This window comes from Mycobacterium sp. SMC-21 (assembly GCF_045310825.1).
Classification (GTDB): domain Bacteria; phylum Actinomycetota; class Actinomycetes; order Mycobacteriales; family Mycobacteriaceae; genus Mycobacterium.
This window is the reverse complement of the sequence record NZ_JBJIAO010000006.1, coordinates 101,957-121,426: the sequence shown is the minus strand read 5'-3', so window position 1 is coordinate 121,426 and position 19,470 is coordinate 101,957. Positions and strand designations below refer to the sequence as shown.

Annotated in this window: 20 protein-coding genes; 12 read left to right on the top strand and 8 right to left on the bottom strand. The window is 70.2% G+C overall.

Going from position 1 to position 19,470, the window contains the following annotated elements; translation table 11 throughout:
- Positions 1-17: 17 nt before the first annotated feature.
- Both ACJH6H_RS09005 and ACJH6H_RS09000 read right to left on the bottom strand, forming a co-directional pair.
- Positions 18-377 carry a hypothetical protein gene (locus ACJH6H_RS09005; RefSeq protein WP_133426668.1) on the bottom strand — a complete coding sequence of 120 codons (360 nt, stop codon included), beginning with the start codon at positions 375-377 and terminating at the stop codon, positions 18-20.
- 139 nt (positions 378-516) lie between these two features.
- Entirely contained in the window at positions 517-897 is a 381-nt protein-coding gene (locus tag ACJH6H_RS09000; protein ID WP_406774694.1) for a hypothetical protein, read from the bottom strand.
- 757 nt (positions 898-1,654) lie between these two features.
- On the opposite strand from ACJH6H_RS09000, the gene mihF reads away from it, so the two are divergent.
- The 5 genes from mihF to metK all read left to right on the top strand — a co-directional run bounded on the left by mihF (position 1,655) and on the right by metK (position 5,535).
- Positions 1,655-1,972 (top strand): integration host factor, actinobacterial type, encoded by a 318-nt coding sequence (mihF, locus tag ACJH6H_RS08995; RefSeq protein ID WP_011894593.1) that lies wholly within the window; start codon positions 1,655-1,657, stop codon positions 1,970-1,972.
- Positions 1,973-2,011: 39 nt separating this feature from the next.
- A complete protein-coding gene (gmk, locus tag ACJH6H_RS08990; RefSeq protein ID WP_406774693.1) occupies positions 2,012-2,566 on the top strand; it encodes a guanylate kinase in 555 nt (184 codons plus the stop codon).
- Between the two features lie 75 nt (positions 2,567-2,641).
- Positions 2,642-2,935 (top strand): DNA-directed RNA polymerase subunit omega, encoded by a 294-nt coding sequence (gene rpoZ, locus ACJH6H_RS08985; RefSeq protein ID WP_020101623.1) that lies wholly within the window; start codon positions 2,642-2,644, stop codon positions 2,933-2,935.
- A 19-nt stretch (positions 2,936-2,954) separates the two neighbouring features.
- Complete coding sequence (gene coaBC, locus ACJH6H_RS08980) at positions 2,955-4,214, top strand: bifunctional phosphopantothenoylcysteine decarboxylase/phosphopantothenate--cysteine ligase CoaBC (RefSeq protein ID WP_061006656.1); 1,260 nt, start codon at positions 2,955-2,957, stop codon at positions 4,212-4,214.
- A gap of 112 nt (positions 4,215-4,326) precedes the next feature.
- A complete protein-coding gene (gene metK / locus ACJH6H_RS08975) occupies positions 4,327-5,535 on the top strand; it encodes a methionine adenosyltransferase (protein ID WP_212811544.1) in 1,209 nt (402 codons plus the stop codon).
- A gap of 112 nt (positions 5,536-5,647) precedes the next feature.
- Here the strand turns inward: metK and ACJH6H_RS08970 are convergent, their stop codons facing one another.
- The 6 genes from ACJH6H_RS08970 to ACJH6H_RS08945 form a co-directional block, all read right to left on the bottom strand.
- On the bottom strand, positions 5,648-6,880 hold the full coding sequence (locus ACJH6H_RS08970; RefSeq protein ID WP_346415697.1) for an MFS transporter: 1,233 nt from the start codon (positions 6,878-6,880) through the stop codon (positions 5,648-5,650).
- Entirely contained in the window at positions 6,880-7,905 is a 1,026-nt protein-coding gene (locus ACJH6H_RS08965; RefSeq protein ID WP_346415698.1) for a PLP-dependent cysteine synthase family protein, read from the bottom strand. Before ACJH6H_RS08965 ends, ACJH6H_RS08970 begins: the two co-directional genes overlap by 1 nt.
- A gap of 189 nt (positions 7,906-8,094) precedes the next feature.
- A complete protein-coding gene (locus ACJH6H_RS08960) occupies positions 8,095-8,490 on the bottom strand; it encodes a hypothetical protein (protein WP_346415650.1) in 396 nt (131 codons plus the stop codon).
- 106 nt (positions 8,491-8,596) lie between these two features.
- Complete coding sequence (locus ACJH6H_RS08955; RefSeq protein WP_406774692.1) at positions 8,597-10,075, bottom strand: flavin-containing monooxygenase; 1,479 nt, start codon at positions 10,073-10,075, stop codon at positions 8,597-8,599.
- Positions 10,076-10,095: 20 nt separating this feature from the next.
- On the bottom strand, positions 10,096-11,082 hold the full coding sequence (locus ACJH6H_RS08950; protein WP_212811538.1) for an alpha/beta hydrolase: 987 nt from the start codon (positions 11,080-11,082) through the stop codon (positions 10,096-10,098).
- 3 nt (positions 11,083-11,085) lie between these two features.
- A complete protein-coding gene (locus ACJH6H_RS08945; protein ID WP_406774691.1) occupies positions 11,086-12,009 on the bottom strand; it encodes an alpha/beta hydrolase in 924 nt (307 codons plus the stop codon).
- Here ACJH6H_RS08945 and ACJH6H_RS08940 point away from each other — a divergent pair.
- From ACJH6H_RS08940 to ACJH6H_RS08910, 7 genes are all read left to right on the top strand, one after another.
- Entirely contained in the window at positions 12,008-12,727 is a 720-nt protein-coding gene (locus tag ACJH6H_RS08940; RefSeq protein WP_406774690.1) for a lysoplasmalogenase, read from the top strand. The genes ACJH6H_RS08945 and ACJH6H_RS08940 overlap by 2 nt on opposite strands.
- Positions 12,724-14,724, top strand: a complete 2,001-nt coding sequence (locus ACJH6H_RS08935; protein WP_406774689.1) for a primosomal protein N' — start codon at positions 12,724-12,726, stop codon at positions 14,722-14,724. Before ACJH6H_RS08940 ends, ACJH6H_RS08935 begins: the two co-directional genes overlap by 4 nt.
- A 36-nt stretch (positions 14,725-14,760) precedes the next feature.
- Positions 14,761-15,687, top strand: a complete 927-nt coding sequence (gene fmt / locus ACJH6H_RS08930; protein WP_406774688.1) for a methionyl-tRNA formyltransferase — start codon at positions 14,761-14,763, stop codon at positions 15,685-15,687.
- Positions 15,684-17,138 carry an RsmB/NOP family class I SAM-dependent RNA methyltransferase gene (locus ACJH6H_RS08925; protein WP_406774687.1) on the top strand — a complete coding sequence of 485 codons (1,455 nt, stop codon included), beginning with the start codon at positions 15,684-15,686 and terminating at the stop codon, positions 17,136-17,138. Before fmt ends, ACJH6H_RS08925 begins: the two co-directional genes overlap by 4 nt.
- Positions 17,139-17,143: 5 nt before the next feature.
- Positions 17,144-17,821, top strand: a complete 678-nt coding sequence (gene rpe / locus ACJH6H_RS08920; RefSeq protein WP_212811532.1) for a ribulose-phosphate 3-epimerase — start codon at positions 17,144-17,146, stop codon at positions 17,819-17,821.
- Positions 17,818-18,828 carry a bifunctional diaminohydroxyphosphoribosylaminopyrimidine deaminase/5-amino-6-(5-phosphoribosylamino)uracil reductase RibD gene (gene ribD / locus ACJH6H_RS08915; RefSeq protein ID WP_371824543.1) on the top strand — a complete coding sequence of 337 codons (1,011 nt, stop codon included), beginning with the start codon at positions 17,818-17,820 and terminating at the stop codon, positions 18,826-18,828. Before rpe ends, ribD begins: the two co-directional genes overlap by 4 nt.
- 327 nt (positions 18,829-19,155) lie before the next feature.
- Positions 19,156-19,401, top strand: coding sequence for a hypothetical protein (locus tag ACJH6H_RS08910; RefSeq protein ID WP_212811531.1), 246 nt, complete (start codon positions 19,156-19,158; stop codon positions 19,399-19,401).
- The last annotated feature ends 69 nt before the right edge of the window (positions 19,402-19,470 follow it).

The window sequence follows — 19,470 nt, the reverse complement described above, 5'->3', positions numbered from 1 at the left end:
CCGGCCGGGCACCTATGTCACAGCGGAATCCAGATGGGGCCCAGCCAGAAGCCCCACGCGCTGAAGCGGGGCTCGAACACCGGGTTCACCCACTGACCGTTGTAGTCGAACGGCTGGTGGTCGAAGCGGCCGTCATCGATACCGCGGTGGTACCAATCGCGACCACGGTCGTCGCGCCAGCCGTCACGGTCCTGGTGCCAGTCGACGCCGCGCTGCCAGCCGCCGCGGTCGTCGCGGTGGTCGTCGTGGCCCCGGCACGGGGCGCCCGGCCCGCACCATGGGTCGGCACTCGCCGTCGCCAGCCCGATGCCGAACAGTCCGGCGGCGCCGATGCCGGCCGCCAAGGTGGATGCGGTCAATGCCTGCTTGATCTTCATGCCGCTGACGCTATTGCGGTTCGATGGGCGTGCACTTAGCTGTACTTAGGTGTTTGCTGTGCGTGGCGGTGCAGCCAGGAACATGTTGTGCGGCAGCCTGTTTGGGACGCAGTCCCGCAGACGACGAGACGGGCGTCGATCACAGCGGAATCCAGATCGGGCCGAGCCAGAAGCCCCACGCGTTGTGACCGTTGTCCCAGACCGGGTTCACCCACTGGCCGTTGTAGTCGAACGGCTGGTGGTCGAAGCGAGCATCGTCGATGCCGCGGTGCTGCCAGTCGCGGCCCTGGTTGTCGTGCCAGTTGTCGTCGCGGCCGACGGGGGCCGCCGGGCCGCGGTTGTCACCCGGGCCGCGGTTGTCCCCGGGGCCGTGGTTGTCGTGGTCGTCGTGCTGGCCGCACTGCGCGTTCGGCGGGCAGCCCGGGTCGGCATTGGCGCCGGCCAGGCCGACGCCAAACAGCCCGGCGACGCCGATGCCGGCTGCCAGGGTGGATGCGGTCAACGCTCGCTTGAAGTTCATCGCTGCACAGTCCTCCTCGTGATGGGTACGACATTGAAGTTAGGACCGCCTAATGTGCGCGCACTTTGGCGTCGTTAGGTGTGTGCTGTGCGTGTCGCAACGGTTCGGTCACCGGGCGCTGACTGTTGCCTGTGGGAAACCTGGCTCGGATGGAAGGCATTGGCCGGGAGACGGTTTCATGACGAAGCGGTCGTCGGGGCGATGCGCGGAGGCTCGGCCAGGTCGGCGCATGGACGCAGGCCGGTGTTTGCGGAGTCTGCGTGACGGCGCGCAGCGACGGCGCGTCGGCCGCGTCGTGGGGTGCTGAACCGGTCTCCGATTCGGCAAATACCCCTCGATTTGGGTGGTCCGACCGCCCAAATCGGCCGACAGACGCGCCGGCAGTGCACCGACCCGTTCGGCCCCGCACCGACACGCCCGACACGCCGTGACCTGCGAAAATTTTCCTGACGAACCCCGGCCGGCGGCCCGAAAATGCGCCCGGCCGCGCCGCGGCGGGTCGGCCGTCCTCCCACTGAGTGCTCAAAACCCTTGATACGCAGGCAGATCTGTGGCTGCAGCGCCTCGAAAGGGGCCTTGGTGAGCTTGCACTTCGCGGCCACCCGGAGCCGCCGTTCGCACTACACGCTGGGCTTTTAGCTTCGTTACCCGGGGGGTGGGGTTAGCGCTTGTCGGGAAGCGTGGGTACGGTCGTCGTCGCTGGCTGGTTCACCCCAGCCGTGACAGAAATTATTTGACGGAGATACGGAGGAACCCCGTGGCCCTTCCCCAGTTGACCGACGAACAGCGCGCGGCAGCGTTGGAGAAGGCTGCTGCCGCACGTCGAGCACGTGCCGAGTTGAAAGACCGGCTCAAGCGCGGCGGCACCAACCTCAAGCAGGTCCTGACGGACGCCGAGACCGACGAGGTCCTCGGCAAGATGAAGGTTTCCGCTCTGCTGGAAGCCCTGCCCAAGGTCGGCAAGGTCAAGGCGCAGGAGATCATGACCGAGCTGGAGATCGCTCCGACCCGCCGTCTGCGCGGCCTGGGCGACCGTCAGCGCAAGGCCCTGCTGGAAAAGTTCGACTTTTCCTGATCTGACGCAAGACTGACGAGCAGTAGGGGCCGGACGGCGATGAACCGTGTTGTTGTGCTGTCCGGCCCCTCTGCCGTGGGCAAATCCACGGTCGTGCGCTGCCTGCGTGAGCGGGTGCCCGACCTGCATTTCAGTGTCTCCGCCACGACGCGCGCGCCGCGTCCCGGCGAGGTCGACGGTGTCGACTACACATTCGTCTCGGCCGACGAGTTCCAGCGCCTCATCGATGACGGCGAGCTGCTCGAATGGGCCGAAATCCACGGGGGACTGCAGCGCTCCGGCACCCCCGCGCGCCCGGTCCGGGACGCCATCGCCGCTGGTCGGCCCGTCCTCATCGAAGTCGATCTGGCCGGCGCCCGGGCCGTCAAAGAGGCCATGCCCGAGGTGCTGACGGTCTTCCTCGCGCCGCCCAGCTGGGAGGCGCTCGAGAGCCGTCTCATCGGCCGCGGCACCGAAAGCGCCGAGGTGCAGGCCCGCCGCCTGGCTACCGCGCGGGCCGAACTGGCCGCTCAGGACAGTTTCGATGTGACTGTTGTCAACAGTCAGTTGGAATCCGCCTGTGCAGAATTGGTATCCTTGCTGGTGGGCCGCTGAGCGGTCTGCGCAGAACCGCACAGATATCGCTGATAGCGACGCCAATCTTCACACCAAACGCCGGGAGAATCCTTCGTGAGCACCACTGTCGAGAGCATCGACTCCGACGCCGCCATCGCCTACGACACGCCGCTGGGTATCACCAATCCACCGATCGACGAGCTGCTCGATCGCGTGTCGAGCAAGTACGCGCTGGTCATCTACGCCGCGAAGCGGGCGCGCCAGATCAACGACTACTACAACCAGCTCGGTGACGGCATCCTCGAGTACGTCGGCCCCCTGGTCGAGCCGGGCCTGCAGGAGAAGCCGCTGTCGATCGCCATGCGCGAGATCCACGGCGACCTGCTCGAGCACACCGAGGGCGAGTAAGGCCGCGTAGGCGCCGAACATGGCCGACCGCAAACGCATCGTCGTCGGAGTCGCCGGAGGTATCGCCGCCTACAAGGCGTGCACCCTGGTTCGTCAGCTGAGCGAGGCCGGGCATTCGGTCCGCGTGGTGCCGACCGAGTCGGCGCTCAAGTTCGTCGGCGCCGCCACTTTTGAAGCACTGTCCGGCAATCCCGTCCACACGGGCGTGTTCGAGGACGTCTCCGAGGTGCCCCACGTCCGGTTCGGCCAGCAGGCCGACCTGGTCGTGGTCGCACCGGCAACCGCCGACCTGATGGCCCGGGCGGTGGCGGGGCGCGGCGACGATCTGCTGACCGCCACGCTGCTCACCGCGCGCTGTCCGGTGCTGTTCGCCCCGGCGATGCACACCGAGATGTGGATGCACCCGGCCACCGTCGACAACGTCGCGACATTGCGGCGTCGGGGTGTCGTCGTGCTGGACCCGGCCTCCGGGCGCCTCACCGGCGCCGACAGCGGTGCCGGACGGCTGCCTGAGGCCGAAGAGATCACCACGTTCGCCCAGCTGCTCCTGGAGCGCGGCGACGCGCTGCCCCGCGATCTGGCCGGGGTCAAGGTCGTCGTCACCGCCGGCGGAACCCGCGAGGCCATCGATCCGGTCCGCTTCATCGGCAACCGCAGTTCCGGCAAGCAGGGCTACGCCGTGGCGCGTGTGATGGCCCAGCGCGGCGCCGAGGTCACCCTGATCGCCGGCAACACCGTGGGCCTGGCCGACCCGGCGGGTGTCGACGTCGTGCACATCGGTTCGGCGGCGCAGCTGCGCGATGCGGTGTTCAAGTACGTGTCCGACGCGCACGTCCTCGTGATGGCCGCCGCGGTCGCCGATTTCCGTCCCACCGAGGTAGCGACCACCAAGATCAAAAAGACGCACGGCCCCGGCGATGCCGACGGAGCGCCCGTCATCGAACTGACGCGGACCGACGACATCCTCGCCGGCGCGGTGCGGGCGCGCACCGACGGCCAGCTGCCGAACCTTCGTGCCATCGTCGGATTCGCCGCCGAGACCGGCGATGCGAACGGCGACGTGCTGTTCCACGCCCGGGCCAAGCTGCAGCGCAAGGGCTGTGACCTGCTGGTTGTCAACGCGGTGGGCAACGGCAGGGCCTTCGAGGTCGACGTCAACGACGGCTGGCTGCTGGCCGCCGACGGCACCGAGTCAGCGCTGGAGCACGGGTCCAAGACCTTGATGGCCAGTCGCATCGCCGATGCGACCGCGGCCTTCCTGCGTGGCAAGGACGAATGAACATAGCCTGAACCGCGCCGCGGAACGGGTTTGCTGCGCAGGGGTACACGACAGTCGGTAGCCGGGCGCGGATATTATGCGCCGGACTAAAGTTTTGGAAGGGATTTGCGACGTGAGTGAAGGTCGGCTGTTTACCAGCGAGTCAGTGACCGAAGGACATCCGGACAAGATCTGCGACGCCATCAGCGATTCGGTGCTGGACGCGCTCCTCGCGCAGGATCCCAAGTCGCGGGTCGCGGTGGAGACGCTCGTGACGACGGGTCAGGTCCATGTCGTGGGCGAGGTGACCACCAGCGCCAAGGAAGCGTTTGCCGACATCCCGCTGATCGTCCGTGACCGGATCCGCCAGATCGGTTACGACCACTCCGACAAGGGCTTCGACTACGCCACCTGCGGCGTCAACATCGGCATCGGCGCGCAGTCCCCGGACATCGCCGCGGGCGTCGACACCGCGCACGAGGCGCGTGTCGAGGGCGCCGGTGACCCGCTGGACGCCCAGGGCGCCGGCGACCAGGGCCTGATGTTCGGTTACGCCATCAACGACACCCCCGAGCTGATGCCGCTGCCGATCGCGCTGGCGCACCGGCTGTCGCGGCGCCTCACCGAGGTCCGCAAGAACAACACCGTCGACTACCTGCGGCCCGACGGCAAGACCCAGGTCACCATCGAGTACCGCGACAACGTCCCGGTCCGCCTGGACACCGTGGTGCTGTCGACCCAGCACGCCGAGGGCGTCGACCTGGACAAGACCCTGGCGCCGGACATCCGCCGCCACGTCGTCGAGACCGTGCTGGCCGACCTGGCCCACGACACCATGGACACCTCCGACTTCCGGCTGCTGGTCAACCCGACCGGCAACTTCGTCGTCGGCGGCCCGATGGGTGACGCCGGTCTGACCGGCCGCAAGATCATCGTCGACACCTACGGCGGCTGGGCCCGCCACGGCGGCGGCGCCTTCTCGGGCAAGGACCCGTCAAAGGTGGACCGCTCGGCGGCGTACGCGATGCGCTGGGTGGCCAAGAACGTCGTCGCCGCCGGCCTGGCCGACCGCGTCGAGGTCCAGGTCGCCTACGCCATCGGCAAGGCCGCCCCGGTGGGCCTGTTCGTCGAGACCTTCGGCACCGAGCACTTCGACCCGGCCCGCATCGAGAAGGCCATCACCTCGGTCTTCGACCTGCGTCCCGGCGCGATCATCCGCGACCTGGACCTGCTGCGCCCGATCTACGCGCCGACCGCCGCCTACGGCCACTTCGGCCGCACCGACATCGAACTGCCGTGGGAGCAGCTCGACAAGGTCGACGACCTGAAGGCTTCCGTCTGACGACGATCAAGCGGCGAGGAACGAGCCGCGTTGAGGAGTCAGACAATCAGGCTTCGGTCTAAACCCGTCACGAAGACAAATGCCCCCGCACTGCGGGGGCATTTGTGTTTGATCAGGCGACCGGCTGTGGCTCCAGTCGACGGCTTCGGTACAGCGCCACGGCGACCAGCAGGCTGATCACCGTGAGCGACAGCCAGATCAGCTCCGGCCGGCCGGCATGACGCGCCGTCTCCATCAGCGCACCTGTGGCGAGATTGCCCACCAGGATGCCGATGCCGACGATGGTGTTGTAGAAGCCGTAGTACGTCGCCACCAGCCGTTCGCCGGCCAGGGACACCACGGTGTCCATCTCGAACGGATAGACCGCGGCCGAGCCGACGGCCAGCAGCGCGGCCGTCAGCAACAGCGCCGCCACCGCGGCCGGCAGACCCCATCGGTCATCGGGCACCACGATCAGCGGGACGAACGCCGCCGCGAGCACCAGCACGCCGATGGTCAGCGACTGGACGCGGCCGTAGCGTGCCGTGAACCAGGCCGTGATGCGGATCTGGCCGCCGATGGCCACCAGGCCCGACACCGCGAAAACTGCCGCTACGATGGCCGATTCGTGGTGCGGCGACAGCACGGCGGCGTGCAGCGGCAACGCCAGGTACACCTGGAACGTCACCACGTAGGTGCCCACCATCGACGCCGCGAACAACAGGAAGGGACGGTTGGCGAGCACGGTGCGCCAGTCGTGCAGGACCGAGACCCGTTCGGCGGCAGCGTGATCGGCGTGGTCTTTCGGCAGCGCGAACAGCTGCGCGATGGTCAGCACCGCGAACACCACGGCCGCCATGCCCGCCGTCACCCGGAAGTCCAGCGCCATCAGGGCCAGGCCCACCAGCGGGCCGGCGAGGATGCCGCCCTGATAGAAGACGTTGAACACCGTGAACGCCGCCACCCGCCGGTCGCCGGAGTCCGCGGCCAGGTAGGCCCGCACCGCCGGGTTGAACAGTGCCCCCGCGAAACCGGTTGCCGCCGAGGCGATCAGCAGCACCGGGAGGGACTGTGCGACCGCCAGCAAGCCGAATGCGGCTGTCCGCAACAGGCACCCCGCCACGATCAGCGGCTTGTAGCCGAGCCGGTCGGCCAGCGTCCCACCGACGATGAACATGCCCTGCTGTGAGAAGTTCCGTACCCCGAGCACCAGCCCGACGGCCCAGCCGGCCAGGCCGAGCGGGCCGGCCAGGTACCCGGCCAGGTACGGCATCAGCATGTAGAAGCCGAGGTTGATGCCGAACTGGTTGAGCATCAGCACCCGGCTGGGCCAGCCGAAGCTGCGGAACTGGGTGAGCACCTGCATCACAGTGCCGCCGCGTCGGGCCTGCGCACCGTGGTGCACCGGGTCCACGAATGCACCACGCGCTCGGTGTGGTCGGCGATCACGGCGGGCTCGGCGGGTGGCTCGATGCCGAGCAGGCCGTGCTGGCGGCAGTAGTCGTCGTTGTAGATGGTGTCGAAATACCGTTGCGGCCCATCGGGAAAGATCGCGGCGATCGTGGTGTCCGCGTCGTGGTGGCGTGCCGCCCAACCGGCGACCAGTGCCACCGCGCCGCCGCTCCAGCCGCTGCTGGCGTAGCTGGTCGAGGCCAGCGCCCGGCACGCCCACACCGCCTCGGCGGGTGCCACCCAGTGCACCTCCGAGAACGCGTCGTAGTCGACGTTGTCCGGGTAGATGCTCGACCCCAGGCCGCGCATCAGCCGGCTCTGCGCGGGCTGGCCGAAGATCGTCGACCCGATGGTGTCGACGCCGATCAGCAACAGGTCCGGATTGAACTCGCGCAACACTTTTGCCACCCCGGCCGAATGCCCGCCGGTGCCGACCGAGCACACCAGGACGTCGACGGAGCCCAGTTGCGACTGCAATTCGAGGGCGAGATCGCGGTACGCGTCGACGTTGTCGGGGTTGTTGTACTGGTCGGGGTACCAGGCGGTGGGGTCGCCGGCCAGGATCTGGGCCACCCGGTCGCGCCGGGCCTGCTGCCAGCCGCCGGTCGGGTGCGGCTCGGTGACCAGGTCGATGTCGGCGCCATATGCGGCCAGCATGCGCAGCATCATCGGTTCCATGCCCGGATCGGTCACCAGCGTGACCGGGTGCCCGTACACGGTGCCGGCCAGGGCCAGGCCGAGTCCGAGTGTGCCGCTCGTGGATTCGACGATCCGGGCGCCGGGCAGCAGGTCGCCGCGGGCCCGGCCGCGTTCGACCATGTACAGGGCGGGCCGGTCTTTCATGCCGCCGGGGTTGACGCCTTCGAGCTTGGCCCAGAAGCCGCGGTCATCGGTGGTGAACGGGGCGGTGATCCGCAGCACCGGGGTGCCGCCGACCATGGTGCCGGGCCGGTCGTAGCGGGCCAGCCGGCACGGACCCGAAGCCGGTCGAGCGGTGTTTCTGGGCAGGGTGAGATTGGTCGAATTGTTCATGGGTGCATCACTTTTCGCGTCATGCCGCGGCGCGGCAGCGGGATCGGGCAGCAGACACCGACCAGCCACGAAACGCGGCCGATCTGCGCTGACCGATCAGCGTCGGGAGATGCAGAGCCGGGTCAGGACCGCCCGGCCGGTGTGGATCGCCGCCACCTGACGGGGCGGTCCCCGGCTGGTCACCGGCGTCAGTGCGCACCAGCACACCATCGCGACGCAGACGGCCAGCGCGAGGCCGAGAGCCAGGAGGGTGGAGGTGGACCGGGGAAGGCCGATCATCAGATCCGGGGCCGACGGGATCGAATTGTCGCGCAGGTGTGGATGTTCGGCGGTCACGGACGGCAGCGTGTGGCCCGGTGCCACGAGGACGGGGGCCGCATGGGGATGCGTCGCGGCAGCGGGCTTGATGCCCAGCTGCGTGCCGATCCCGAGGCCCAGCAGCGCGACGAGCAGCAGGATCGCCGCCCGCCATCGCATCGGCCTGGTCGTCACCTTCGCGACTGTACCGACGTTTCAGCGCCTATAGCCGTGCCGATGCCGGCGCATGCGGAAAAGTTACCGGGTTCAAATCACTTTCATATCCGCATCGGCCGGAGACTCAGGCGCTGAACTCGTAGTCGTCGAGATCGAAGCGGCGGCTGCGGACGTAGGCCTCCACGGTGGTGGCGGGCCGTAGCGGCACGTCGCCGTTCTTGTCGAAGTAGTAGCTGTTGGCCGACTGGCAACTGTCCTGCCAGAACACCTGGCGGTGGCGCTTGCGCATCATTTCGTCGAAGTAGCGGTCGTTGGCCTCCTGCGAGACCTCCACCCGGTGGGCGCCAAGCTTTTCCGCCCGCTGCAGACACCGCACGATGTGGTGCGTCTGCGCTTCGATCAGCGCGAAATACGACGAACCCACGTAGCCGTACGGCCCCATGACGGTGAAGAAGTTCGGGAAACCGGGGATGCTGACGCCCTCATAGGCCTGCAGCCGCTGCGTCTCCCAGAACTCGCCGAGGGTGTGGCCGCCCGCACCGGTGACGGGGAACGTCGGCACGCTGTCGACGTCCATCACCTTGAACCCGGTGGCCAGGATCAGCACGTCCACCTCGTGTTCCTGTCCGTCGGCGGTACGTACCCCGGTCGGCGTGATGCGCTCGATGGATTCGGTTACCAGACTGACGTTTTCGCGGTTGTAGGTCGCCAGGTAGCTGTTGTGGAAACCCGGCCGCTTACAGCCGACCGCGTAGCGCGGCGTCAGCTTGTCCCGCACCACCGGGTCGTGGACCTCGCGGCGCAGGAACGACCGCCCCATCCGGGCCGCGCCGTCCGCCAACGGGAAGACGCTGTAGTACTGCGCCGACAGCGGGAAGGTCAGCTCGACGTAGGCCTGGCTGGCCAGCCGCTGCAGCGTCTTGCCGCCGGGAATGCGCATGGCCCACCGGGCCGGGGCCGGCAGCGGCAGGTCGAGTTTCGGGAAGCACCAGATCGGCGTCCGCTGAAACACCGTGAGGTGCGCCACGATCGGGGCGATCTCGGGGATCACCTGCACCGCCGAGGCACCGGTGCCGATGATCGCGACCCGCTTGCCACGCAGGTCGATGCTGCTGTCCCAGCGTGCGGTGTGCAGCGTGATGCCGGCGAAGTCCTCGACGCCGTCGATGTCCGGTGCCTTGGGCACCGTCAGGACGCCACTGCCGTTGATCAGGAACCGTGCGGTGACGGTGCCGCTGCTGGTGTGCACGCGCCACAGGGCGGCGTCGTCGTCGTACTCGGCGCCGGTGACCTCGGTGCCGAACCGGATGCGGTCCCGCAGTCCGTACTTGTCGACGCAGTGCTCGGCGTAGGCCTTGAGCTCGTGGCCCCTGGCGTAGGTGCGCGACCAGTCGGCGCTCTGCTCGAACGAGAACTGGTAGGAGAACGACGGAATATCCACGGCGACACCGGGATAGGTGTTCCAGAACCAGGTGCCGCCGGGGCCGGAGCCGGCTTCGAGGATTCGGTAGTCACCGAGCCCGGCCCGGTCGAGCAGGATGCCGGCCCCGATCCCGGAGAACCCGGCGCCGACGATCACCGTTTGGACATCAGGCGTTGTCATGGGTCCATACTTGCGGAAATTCAGGCGTAGAGGGCGGCTTTCAGGGCCGCGAGTCCACGGTTGGTGGCCTCGGTCGCCACCGGCGAAGCCAGGGCGAGGCTGACGAACCCGTGCACCATGGTCGGCTCGTTGCTCAACTCGACCGGAACACCTGCTGCGGCAAGCAGTTTGGCGTACTCGGCGCCGTCGTCCCGCAGCGGGTCGTGCTCGGCGGTCCCGATGTACGCCGGCGGCAGACCTGCCAGCGACTCGGCGTTCGCCGGGGCCAGGTCGGTCGGCAGGGCCGAGGCGTCGCTGAGGTCCATGCCCGGCAGGTACCAGGTCAGGAAGGCCGCCGTCACATTGCTGTTGAGCATGGGGGCGTCGGCGTTCTCGGTGAACGACGGCAGCGTGACATCACCCGTCACCACGGGGTACCAGAGCAGCTGGAACGCCAGCTTCGGGCCACCGGCGTCACGCGCCCGCAGCGCCATCACCGCGGAGATGTTGCCGCCGGCCGAGTCGCCGGCCACCGCGAGGCGCGCCGGGTCGCCACCCAGTTCGGCGGCATGCGCGCCGACCCACTGCAGCGCGGCCCAGGAATCCTCGATGGCGGCCGGGAACGGGTGCTCGGGCGCCAACCGGTACTCGACCGACACCACGATGGCGCGGGCGCCGACGGCGTGGGCGCGCGCCACATGGTCATGGGTGTCCAGGTCCCCGATGGCCCAGCCGCCGCCGTGATAGAAGACCACGACGGGCAGCGGCCGGGTTTCGCCGTCGATGGGCGGCCAGTAGATGCGGACCGGAATCTGGCCTGCCGCACCGCAATCGAGCGTACGGTTCTCGATCCGCAGGTCAGGCAGCATCGCCGCCGGCGGCCGCATCGCGGCGATCTTGGCCCGCGCCACCTCGACACCGTCGTCGATGGTGAACTCCAGTGGCACGGCGTCCAGGAGGGCTTTGAGGATCGGGTCGATACCAGGGCGGTCAGCGGACGTCACAGCGTCGCTCTCATCCAGGGTCATGCCTCAGGCTAACGCTGCCTTCAGCGCGGCGATTCCGCGGTCGGCCGCCTCGGTCGTCGCCGGCACCACGCCGTGGTACCCGAGGTAGCCGTGCACCAGGGTCTCGGCGTTGTGCACCTCGACGGAAACCCCGGCCGCGGTGAGCATCTCGCCGTACCGGATGCCGTCGTCACGCAGCGGGTCATATCCGGCGACGGCGATGTAGGCCGGTGCCAGCCCGGCCAGCGACTCGGCCCGCGCCGGGACCAGGGCGGCCGGCGGGTTCCGCAGGTCGACGCCAGTGGCGTACAGCAACGAGAAACCGCCGACGGCGTCGCGGCCCAGGACCGGTGCGTCGGCGTTCTCGGTGAACGACGGCAGCGACGTGTCCCAGGTGGTCGCGGGGTACCACAGCAGCTGGGCGCGCAGCATGATGCCGGCATCGCGGGCCAGCTGCGCGACCACGGCGGCGAGGTTGCCGCCGGCCGAATCACCGGCCACCGCAAGACGATTCGGGTCACCGCCGATCTCGTCGGCGTGGGCGGCCACCCACTGCGTCACGGCCCAGACGTCGTCGACCGCGGCGGGGAAGGGGTGCTCGGGAGCGAGCCGGTAGTCCACCGACACCACCACGGCGCCGGCCCCGGCGGCGTGCAGGCGGGCGGTGCCGTCATAGGTGTCCAGATCGCCGACCACCCAGCCGCCGCCGTGGAAGAACAGCACCACCGGCGCCGACGGTTCGATGTCCGCGGGCCAGTAGACGCGCACCGGGACGCCGTCGATGACGCGGTCCTCGGCGCGGACCTCCGGGAACACCGCCTTGCGGGGCAGCTCACGGAACCGGGCCCGGGCGGCTTCGACGCCACCGTCCATGGTCAATTGGAACGGAACCGCTTCCAGTACCTTTTGCAGAATGGGATCGAGCGGGGGACGCGCAGTGTCCGACATGAGTTCACCGTACGCACCGCGCCGGCGGCTGTGGCTGGCGGCCGCCGTGATCGCCGCCGGCTATGGCATCTTCCTCATCGCGACGGCGCTGCGGTTGCCGTCGGGCGCCGACCTAATCGGCCAATTCGCCCTGCAGCCCGTGGTCAAGGCACTGCCCGCGCTGCTGCTGGCGGCGGCCGCGGCGAGCCATCCGATCGTCCGCGAACGCAACTGGCTGGTCGCCGCACTGGTGTTCTCGGCCGGTGGTGACTTCCTGCTGGCCGTGCCGGGCTGGCCCATGGGATTCGTGTTCGGGCTCGGCTCGTTCCTGATCGCGCACCTGTGCTTCCTGGCCGCCCTGCTGCCGTTGGCGCGCCGCACCCCGGCGGCCACCGCCGGCGCCGCGGTCCTGGTCGTCATCTGCATCGGGCTCGTCGTCTGGTTCTGGCCCAGCCTGGTCGCGCAGCAGATGACCATCCCCGTCACCGTGTACATGGCGGTACTGGTGGCCATGGTGTGCACGGCGCTGTTCGCCGACCTGCCGACCCGCTGGACCGCCCTCGGCGCGCTGTGCTTCGCGGTGAGCGACGGCATGATCGGCATCAGCAAGTTCGTGCTCGGTGACGAGACGCTGGCGGTCCCGATCTGGTGGGCCTACGCCGCGTCGTTGCTCCTGATCACCGCTGGATTCTTCGCCGGCAGGACGGTGTCGGCCGCGTCTGCTACACCGGCTGCGTGACCGTCACCAGACAGCAGGCCGAGCACGAGCCCGTGGCTCGGGTGCTGCCCATGCTGTCGGTGCCGCATCTGGACCGCGAGTTCGATTACCTGGTGCCGGCCGACCTGTCCGACGACGCCCAGCCGGGTGTGCGGGCCAAGGTCCGGTTCAATGGCCGCCTCGTCGACGCCTTCATCCTCGAAAGGCGTTCGGACACCGACCATTCGGGCAAGCTGGGCTGGCTGGACCGGGTGGTCTCGGCCGAACGGGTGCTGACCCCGGACGTGCAGCGCCTCGCCGAGGCGGTGGCCGCCCGGTACGCCGGCAGCCGGCCCGATGTGCTGCGCCTGGCCATCCCGCCGCGGCATGCCACCGTGGAGAAGCAACCGCCGCCGGAGCTTCCGCCGTTCGTTGCGCGCGACGTCGACGCCGGCGCCTGGCAGCAGTACGGCCGCGGCGAGCAGTTCCTCGAAGCGCTTGCCGAGGGCCGGGCCGCGCGCGCGGTGTGGCAGGCGCTGCCGGGGGAGGACTGGGCCCGGCGGCTGTGCGAGGCGGCGGCTGTCGTCGTCAACGCCGGCCGCGCGGCACTGCTGATCGTGCCGGACCAGCGCGACGTCGACGCCGTCCACGCCGCGGCGCTGACGCTCGTCGACGAGTCCCGGGTCGTGGCGTTGTCCGCCGGCCTCGGCCCGTCGCAGCGCTACCGGCGCTGGCTGTCGGTGCTGCGTGGTCAGGCCCGGCTCGTGATCGGCACCCGCAGCGCGGTGTTCGCCCCCGTCGCCGACCTCGGGCTCGTCGTCGTATGGGACGACGGCGACGACTCGCTCGCCGAACCGCGTGCGCCGTATCCGCACGCCCGCGAGGTCGCCATGCTGCGGGCGCACCAATTGCGTTGCGGCGCAATCATCGGCGGCTTCGCGCGCACTGCCGAGGCGCAGGCCCTGGTCCGCAGCAAGTGGGCGCACGACCTGGTGGCGGGCCGCAGCGTGGTGCGCGCCCGGGCGCCACGCGTCGTCGCGCTCGACGACGATGCCCACACCCACGAACGCGACGCCGCCGCCCGCACCGCGCGGTTGCCGTCGATGGCCCTCGGCGCGGCCCGGGCGGCGCTGAGTGCCGGCCGGCCCGTGTTGGTCCAGGTGCCGCGCCGCGGCTACGTGCCCGCGCTGGCCTGCGGTAAATGCCGGACCATCGCGCGGTGCCGCCACTGCACCGGTCCGCTGTCGCTGCCGGACCGCGACACCGTCGGCGCGGTGTGCCGCTGGTGTGGCCGTCAGGACGTCGCGCTGCGCTGCGGCCGGTGCGGTTCGGACGCGGTACGCGCGGTGGTGGTCGGGGCCCGGCGCACCGCCGAGGAGCTGGGCCGGGCCTTCCCGGGCGTTCCCGTCGTCACCTCCGGCGGGGACGCCGTCGTGACCGACGTGCCCGCGCGCGCCGCCGTCGTGGTGGCGACCCCGGGCGCCGAACCGCGGGCCGACGGCGGTTACGGCGCGGCGCTGTTGCTGGACGGCTGGGCGCTGCTGGGCCGCCAGGATCTGCGTGCGGCCGAGGACACGCTGCGCCGGTGGATGTCGGCAGCGGCCATGGTGCTCGACCGCGCGGCCGGGGGCACCGTCGCGGTGGTGGCCGAATCGTCGATCCCGACGGTGCAGGCGCTGGTGCGCTGGGACCCCGTCGGGCACGCGGAGTCCGAGCTCGACGGCCGTACCGAGGTCGGGCTGCCCCCCGCGGTGCATCTCGCGGCCGTCGACGGCGTCCCGGAGGCGGCGGACGCGCTGCTGGAGGCCGCCGCCCTGCCGCCCGATGCCGAGGTGCTGGGTCCGGTCGACCTGCCGTTCGGTGCCCGTCGTCCGCCCGGAGTGGACCCGGACGCTCCCGTGCACCGCATGCTGGTGCGGGTCTCGCGTGATCGCGGGCTGGTCCTGGCGGCGGCCTTGCGCCGGGCGACCGGCGTGCTCAGCGCCCGCCACGATCAGACGCCGGTGCGGGTGCAGATCGATCCGCTGCACATCGGATGAGTAGGTTCGGCCGCTGCACAAGTAGCCTGGTGGATCGTGCGTATCGTCTTCGCCGGAACCCCGGAACCCGCGCTGCCGTCGTTGCGTCGGCTCATCGCGTCGCCCCGCCACGAGGTGGTCGCGGTGCTGACCCGTCCTGACGCGGCCTCCGGTCGCCGCGGCAAGCCCGCGCCGTCTCCCGTCGCGGAACTTGCTCTGGCCGAAGGCATTCCGGTGCTGCGTCCGGCCAAGCCCAACGAGCCCGAGTTCGTCGCCGAACTCGCCGCGCTGGCCCCCGACTGCTGCGCCGTCGTCGCCTACGGTGCGCTGCTGCGCGACGAGCTGCTGGCGGTGCCCCGGCTGGGCTGGATCAACCTGCACTTCTCGGTGCTGCCGGCGTGGCGCGGCGCCGCCCCGGTGCAGGCCGCCATCGCCGCGGGCGACGAGGTGACCGGTGCCACCACGTTCCAGATCGAACGGGCCCTGGACTCCGGGCCCGTGTACGGCGTGCTGACCGAGGCGGTGCGGCCCATCGACACCGCGGGCGACCTGCTGGCCCGCCTGGCCGACGCCGGCGCCGGTCTGCTGGAGACGACGCTCGACGGTGTCGAGGACGGCCGGCTGACCGCGGTGCCGCAGCCCACCGACGGCGTGACGATCGCACCCAAGGTGACCGTTGAGGACGCGCGCGTGCGCTGGGAGCTGCCCGCGCACGTCGTCGACCGCCGCATCCGCGCGGTCACGCCGAATCCGGGTGCCTGGACCGAGATCGGCCACCTGCGGGTGAAACTCGGACCGGTGGTCCCGGTCGAAGCAGAACCGTTGGCGCCCGGCGTGATTCGCGTGCAGAAATCCGGCGTGCTGGTCGGCACCGGCAGCACCCCGGTGCGCCTGGGCCTGGTGCAACCGCCGGGGAAGAAACTGATGAATGCGGCGGACTGGGCGCGCGGTGCCCGGCTGGACGAAGGTGTGGTGGCCCGGTGACCGAACGGAGCGGACGAGGCGGACGGCAGGGCCGGCCGAACAACCAGGGGCGTACCGGCGGCCACCGGCAGCCGGCGGCCCGGGCACAGGCCCCCCGCGGCCCGCGCCGCAAGCCGCTCGATCCGGCCCGCCGCGCCGCGTTCGACGTGCTGCGCGCGGTGTCGCAGCGCGACGCCTACGCCAACCTCGCGCTGCCGGCCATCCTGCGCGAGCGCGACATCACCGGCCGCGACGCGGCCTTCGCCACCGAACTGACCTACGGCACCTGCCGCTGCGTCGGGCTGCTGGACGCGGTGATCGAGAGTGCCGCCGGGCGCCCCACCGACCGGATCGACCCGGTTCTGCTGGATCTGCTGCGGCTCGGCGCCTATCAGCTGCTCCGCACCCGCGTCGACGCCCACGCCGCGGTGGACACGACCGTCGAGCAGGCCGGCATCGAATTCGATTCGGTGCGTGCGGGTTTCGTCAACGGCGTGCTGCGCGCCATCGCGAGCAAGGACGAGGCCGCCTGGGTCGCCGAGCTCGCGCCGTCGGCCGCCGCCGACCCGATCGGCCACACCGCGTTCACCCATGCGCACCCGCGCTGGGTGGCGCAGTCGTTCGCCGACGCCCTCGGCGCCGACGCGGGGGAGCTAGACGCGATGCTCACCAGCGACGACGAACGCCCCGTCGTGCACCTCGCGGCCCGTCCGGGGGAGATCAGTGCCGAGGAGCTGGCCGCGGCGATCGGCGGCGACGTCGGCCGCTTCTCGCCGTACGCGGTGTATCTGCCCGGCGGCGACCCCGGCCAGCTGGACCCGATCCGCGACGGCCTGGCACAGGTGCAGGACGAAGGCAGCCAGCTGGTGGCCCGCGCCCTGACCGAGGTGCCGCTGGAGGGCAACGACAGCCGGTGGCTGGACCTGTGTTCGGGTCCCGGCGGCAAGACCGCGATGCTGGCGGCCATCGCCGCACAGTCCGGCGCCACGGTGACCGCCGTCGAACCGACGGAGCACCGCGCCGATCTGGTGGAGCGCAACACCACCGGCATGGGTGTCGAGGTGCTCCGGGTCGACGGCCGCGACTCCGGTCTGGCGCCCGGATCCTTCGACCGCGTCCTGGTCGACGCCCCCTGCACCGGTCTGGGCGCGCTGCGTCGCCGGCCCGAGGCGCGGTGGCGCCGGCAGCCGTCGGACGTGCCCGGCCTCGCCCGGCTGCAGCGTGAATTGCTCGCTGCCGCAATCAAACTCACGCGACCCGGCGGTGTGGTGCTGTACGCGACCTGTTCGCCGCACCTGGCCGAGACCGTCGGGGTGATCGCCGACGCGGTGCGCCGTCAGCCGGTCGAACAGATCGACACCCGCCCGCTGTTCGCGCCGGCGGACCGGCTGGGACCCGGACCACATGTGCAGTTATGGCCACATCGGCATGGCACCGATGCGATGTTCGCGGCCGCGCTCAAAGTAGTCTGACCGCCATGGCAGGACCACTGATCGCCCCGTCCATCCTTTCGGCCGACTTCGCCCGGCTCGCCGACGAGACCGCGGCGGTCGAGGGCGCCGACTGGCTGCACGTCGACGTCATGGACAACCATTTCGTCCCCAACCTGACGCTGGGTCTGCCGGTCGTCGAGAGCCTGCTGAAAGTCACCGACATCCCGATGGACTGCCATCTGATGATCGAGGACCCCAAGCGCTGGGCTCCGTCGTACGCCGAGGCCGGCGCCTACAACGTGACGTTCCACGCCGAGGCCACCGACGACCCGATCTCCGTCGCCCGCGACATCCGCGCGGCCGGCGCCAAGGCGGGCCTGAGCGTCAAGCCCGGCACCCCGATCGAGCCCTACCTGGAAATCCTGCGTGACTTCGACACCCTGCTGGTGATGTCGGTCGAGCCGGGCTTCGGTGGCCAGAAGTTCATCGCCGAGGTGCTGCCGAAGGTGGCGCTGGTCCGCAACCTCGTCGACTCCGGTGAGCTCACCCTGGTCGTCGAGATCGACGGCGGCATCAATGACGACACCATCGAAGCCGCCGCCGCGGCCGGCGTGGACTGCTTCGTCGCCGGCTCCGCGGTGTACAACGCGGCGGATCCGGGTGCCGCGGTGGAATCCCTGCGGCGTCAGGCCGCGGCCGCGTCACCGCATCTGGTGCTGTGACGCCGGAGGCCATCGAAGCGGCCATGCGGCTGGCCATCGGCCAGGCCGACGCGGTCAAAGGCACGACGTACCCGAACCCGCCGGTCGGCGCGGTGATCCTGGACCGTGACGGCGAAGTGGCCGGTGTCGGCGGGACCCAGCCGCCGGGGGAGGCGCACGCCGAGGTCATGGCGCTGCGGCGGGCCGGTACCCGCGCCGCGGGCGGCACCGCCGTGGTGACGCTCGAGCCGTGCAACCACCAGGGCCGCACCGGCCCGTGCGTGGACGCGCTGCTGGACGCCGGGGTGGCGGCCGTGGTGTTCGCCGTGGCCGACCCCAATCCGGTGGCCGCGGGCGGCGCCCAGCGGCTGACCGATGCCGGCGTGACGGTGACTTCGGGTGTTCTCGCCGACGAGGTCAGCGGCGGGCCGCTGCGCGAATGGCTGCACCGTCAGCGCACCGGCCGACCCCATGTGACGTGGAAGTTCGCGGCCAGCCTCGACGGGCGCAGCGCCGCCGCCGACGGCACCAGCCAGTGGATCACGGGCCCCGCCGCCCGGGCCGACGTGCACCGGCACCGCGCGGCGGCCGACGCCATCGTCGTCGGCACGGGGACGGTGCTGGCCGACGACCCGACATTGACCGCCCGGCTGTCCGACGGCACCCCGGCGCCCCGTCAGCCGCTGCGGGTGGTGGTCGGGGAACGCGAAATCTCGTCGGAGGCCAACGTCCTGAACGATGATTCCCGGACCATGGTGATCAGGACGCACGATCCGCTCGAGGTGCTGCGGGCGCTGTCGGACCGCACCGATGTGATCCTGGAAGGCGGGCCGACGCTGGCCGGGGCATTCGTCCGGGCGGGACTCGTGGACCGGATTCTGGCGTATCTGGCGCCGACGCTGCTGGGCGGACCCATCACGGCGATCGACGACGCCGGGGTGTCGACCATGTCGCAGGCCCGCCGCTGGCGTTTCGACGGCGTCGAGACCGTCGGGGCCGACGTGCGGCTCAGTCTCGTGCCGAACTGATTGCTCGGGCGCTTCCAGCGAACTTTTCGCGCCGTGCGCGGCGGTTCGGCGCAGGCGTACGGCGGGTCTGAAGGCCCGAACTGATTCCCGATTGTGGCTGAGATGTGCGATTCACCGTGACGCTCAATGTGAGTGGGCTCACCGCGGCCCATCTTTAGTTTTGCTAATCGTTACCACTTCGAGATCAACGCCGCGACATTCGCGCAGGAGGCCGCGATTTCGCATCCGTAAAATTGAGGGCAGACACCGGATCATCTGGATCCGGCTGAAATATCGCGCTCACCGATGTCGTTAGAGCGAAGGTGATCACGAGCAAAGGATAAGAGCATGACTGCACTGCAGGACTGGCTCAGCTTCCGTCCGAGTGAAGATGGCATCCGGGACATGATGTTCCGCCGGCCCCTACGGGCGGTGCTGAGTGTCGTCGAAGAGTTCGACGAAGCCGTGGACGTCGCGCTGGAACGCCTCGCGGCCCACGCGAACGGATCCCACCCGGATCCGGCGCCCGCGCCGACCCCGGCGTACATCCCGGACAACGTGGTGCTGATGCGCCCGGGCGTAGAGCGGTGCTAGTGCGCTGCCGCTGACGGCCGATACAACGCCGAGACAACGGAGCCGCAGAGTCGATCGACTCTGCGGCTC

Coding starts and splice junctions, on each gene's coding strand:
- rpe (WP_212811532.1), top strand. CDS start 17,144: ATGGCAGGACCACTGATCGCCCCGTCCATCCTTTCGGCCGACTTCGCC.
- ACJH6H_RS08955 (WP_406774692.1), bottom strand. CDS start 10,075: ATGACAACGCCTGATGTCCAAACGGTGATCGTCGGCGCCGGGTTCTCC.
- ACJH6H_RS09000 (WP_406774694.1), bottom strand. CDS start 897: ATGAACTTCAAGCGAGCGTTGACCGCATCCACCCTGGCAGCCGGCATC.
- ACJH6H_RS08950 (WP_212811538.1), bottom strand. CDS start 11,082: ATGACCCTGGATGAGAGCGACGCTGTGACGTCCGCTGACCGCCCTGGT.
- gmk (WP_406774693.1), top strand. CDS start 2,012: ATGAACCGTGTTGTTGTGCTGTCCGGCCCCTCTGCCGTGGGCAAATCC.
- ACJH6H_RS08910 (WP_212811531.1), top strand. CDS start 19,156: ATGACTGCACTGCAGGACTGGCTCAGCTTCCGTCCGAGTGAAGATGGC.
- coaBC (WP_061006656.1), top strand. CDS start 2,955: ATGGCCGACCGCAAACGCATCGTCGTCGGAGTCGCCGGAGGTATCGCC.
- ACJH6H_RS08945 (WP_406774691.1), bottom strand. CDS start 12,009: ATGTCGGACACTGCGCGTCCCCCGCTCGATCCCATTCTGCAAAAGGTA.
- ACJH6H_RS08970 (WP_346415697.1), bottom strand. CDS start 6,880: ATGCAGGTGCTCACCCAGTTCCGCAGCTTCGGCTGGCCCAGCCGGGTG.
- ACJH6H_RS08940 (WP_406774690.1), top strand. CDS start 12,008: ATGAGTTCACCGTACGCACCGCGCCGGCGGCTGTGGCTGGCGGCCGCC.
- ACJH6H_RS08965 (WP_346415698.1), bottom strand. CDS start 7,905: ATGGTCGGCGGCACCCCGGTGCTGCGGATCACCGCCCCGTTCACCACC.
- ACJH6H_RS09005 (WP_133426668.1), bottom strand. CDS start 377: ATGAAGATCAAGCAGGCATTGACCGCATCCACCTTGGCGGCCGGCATC.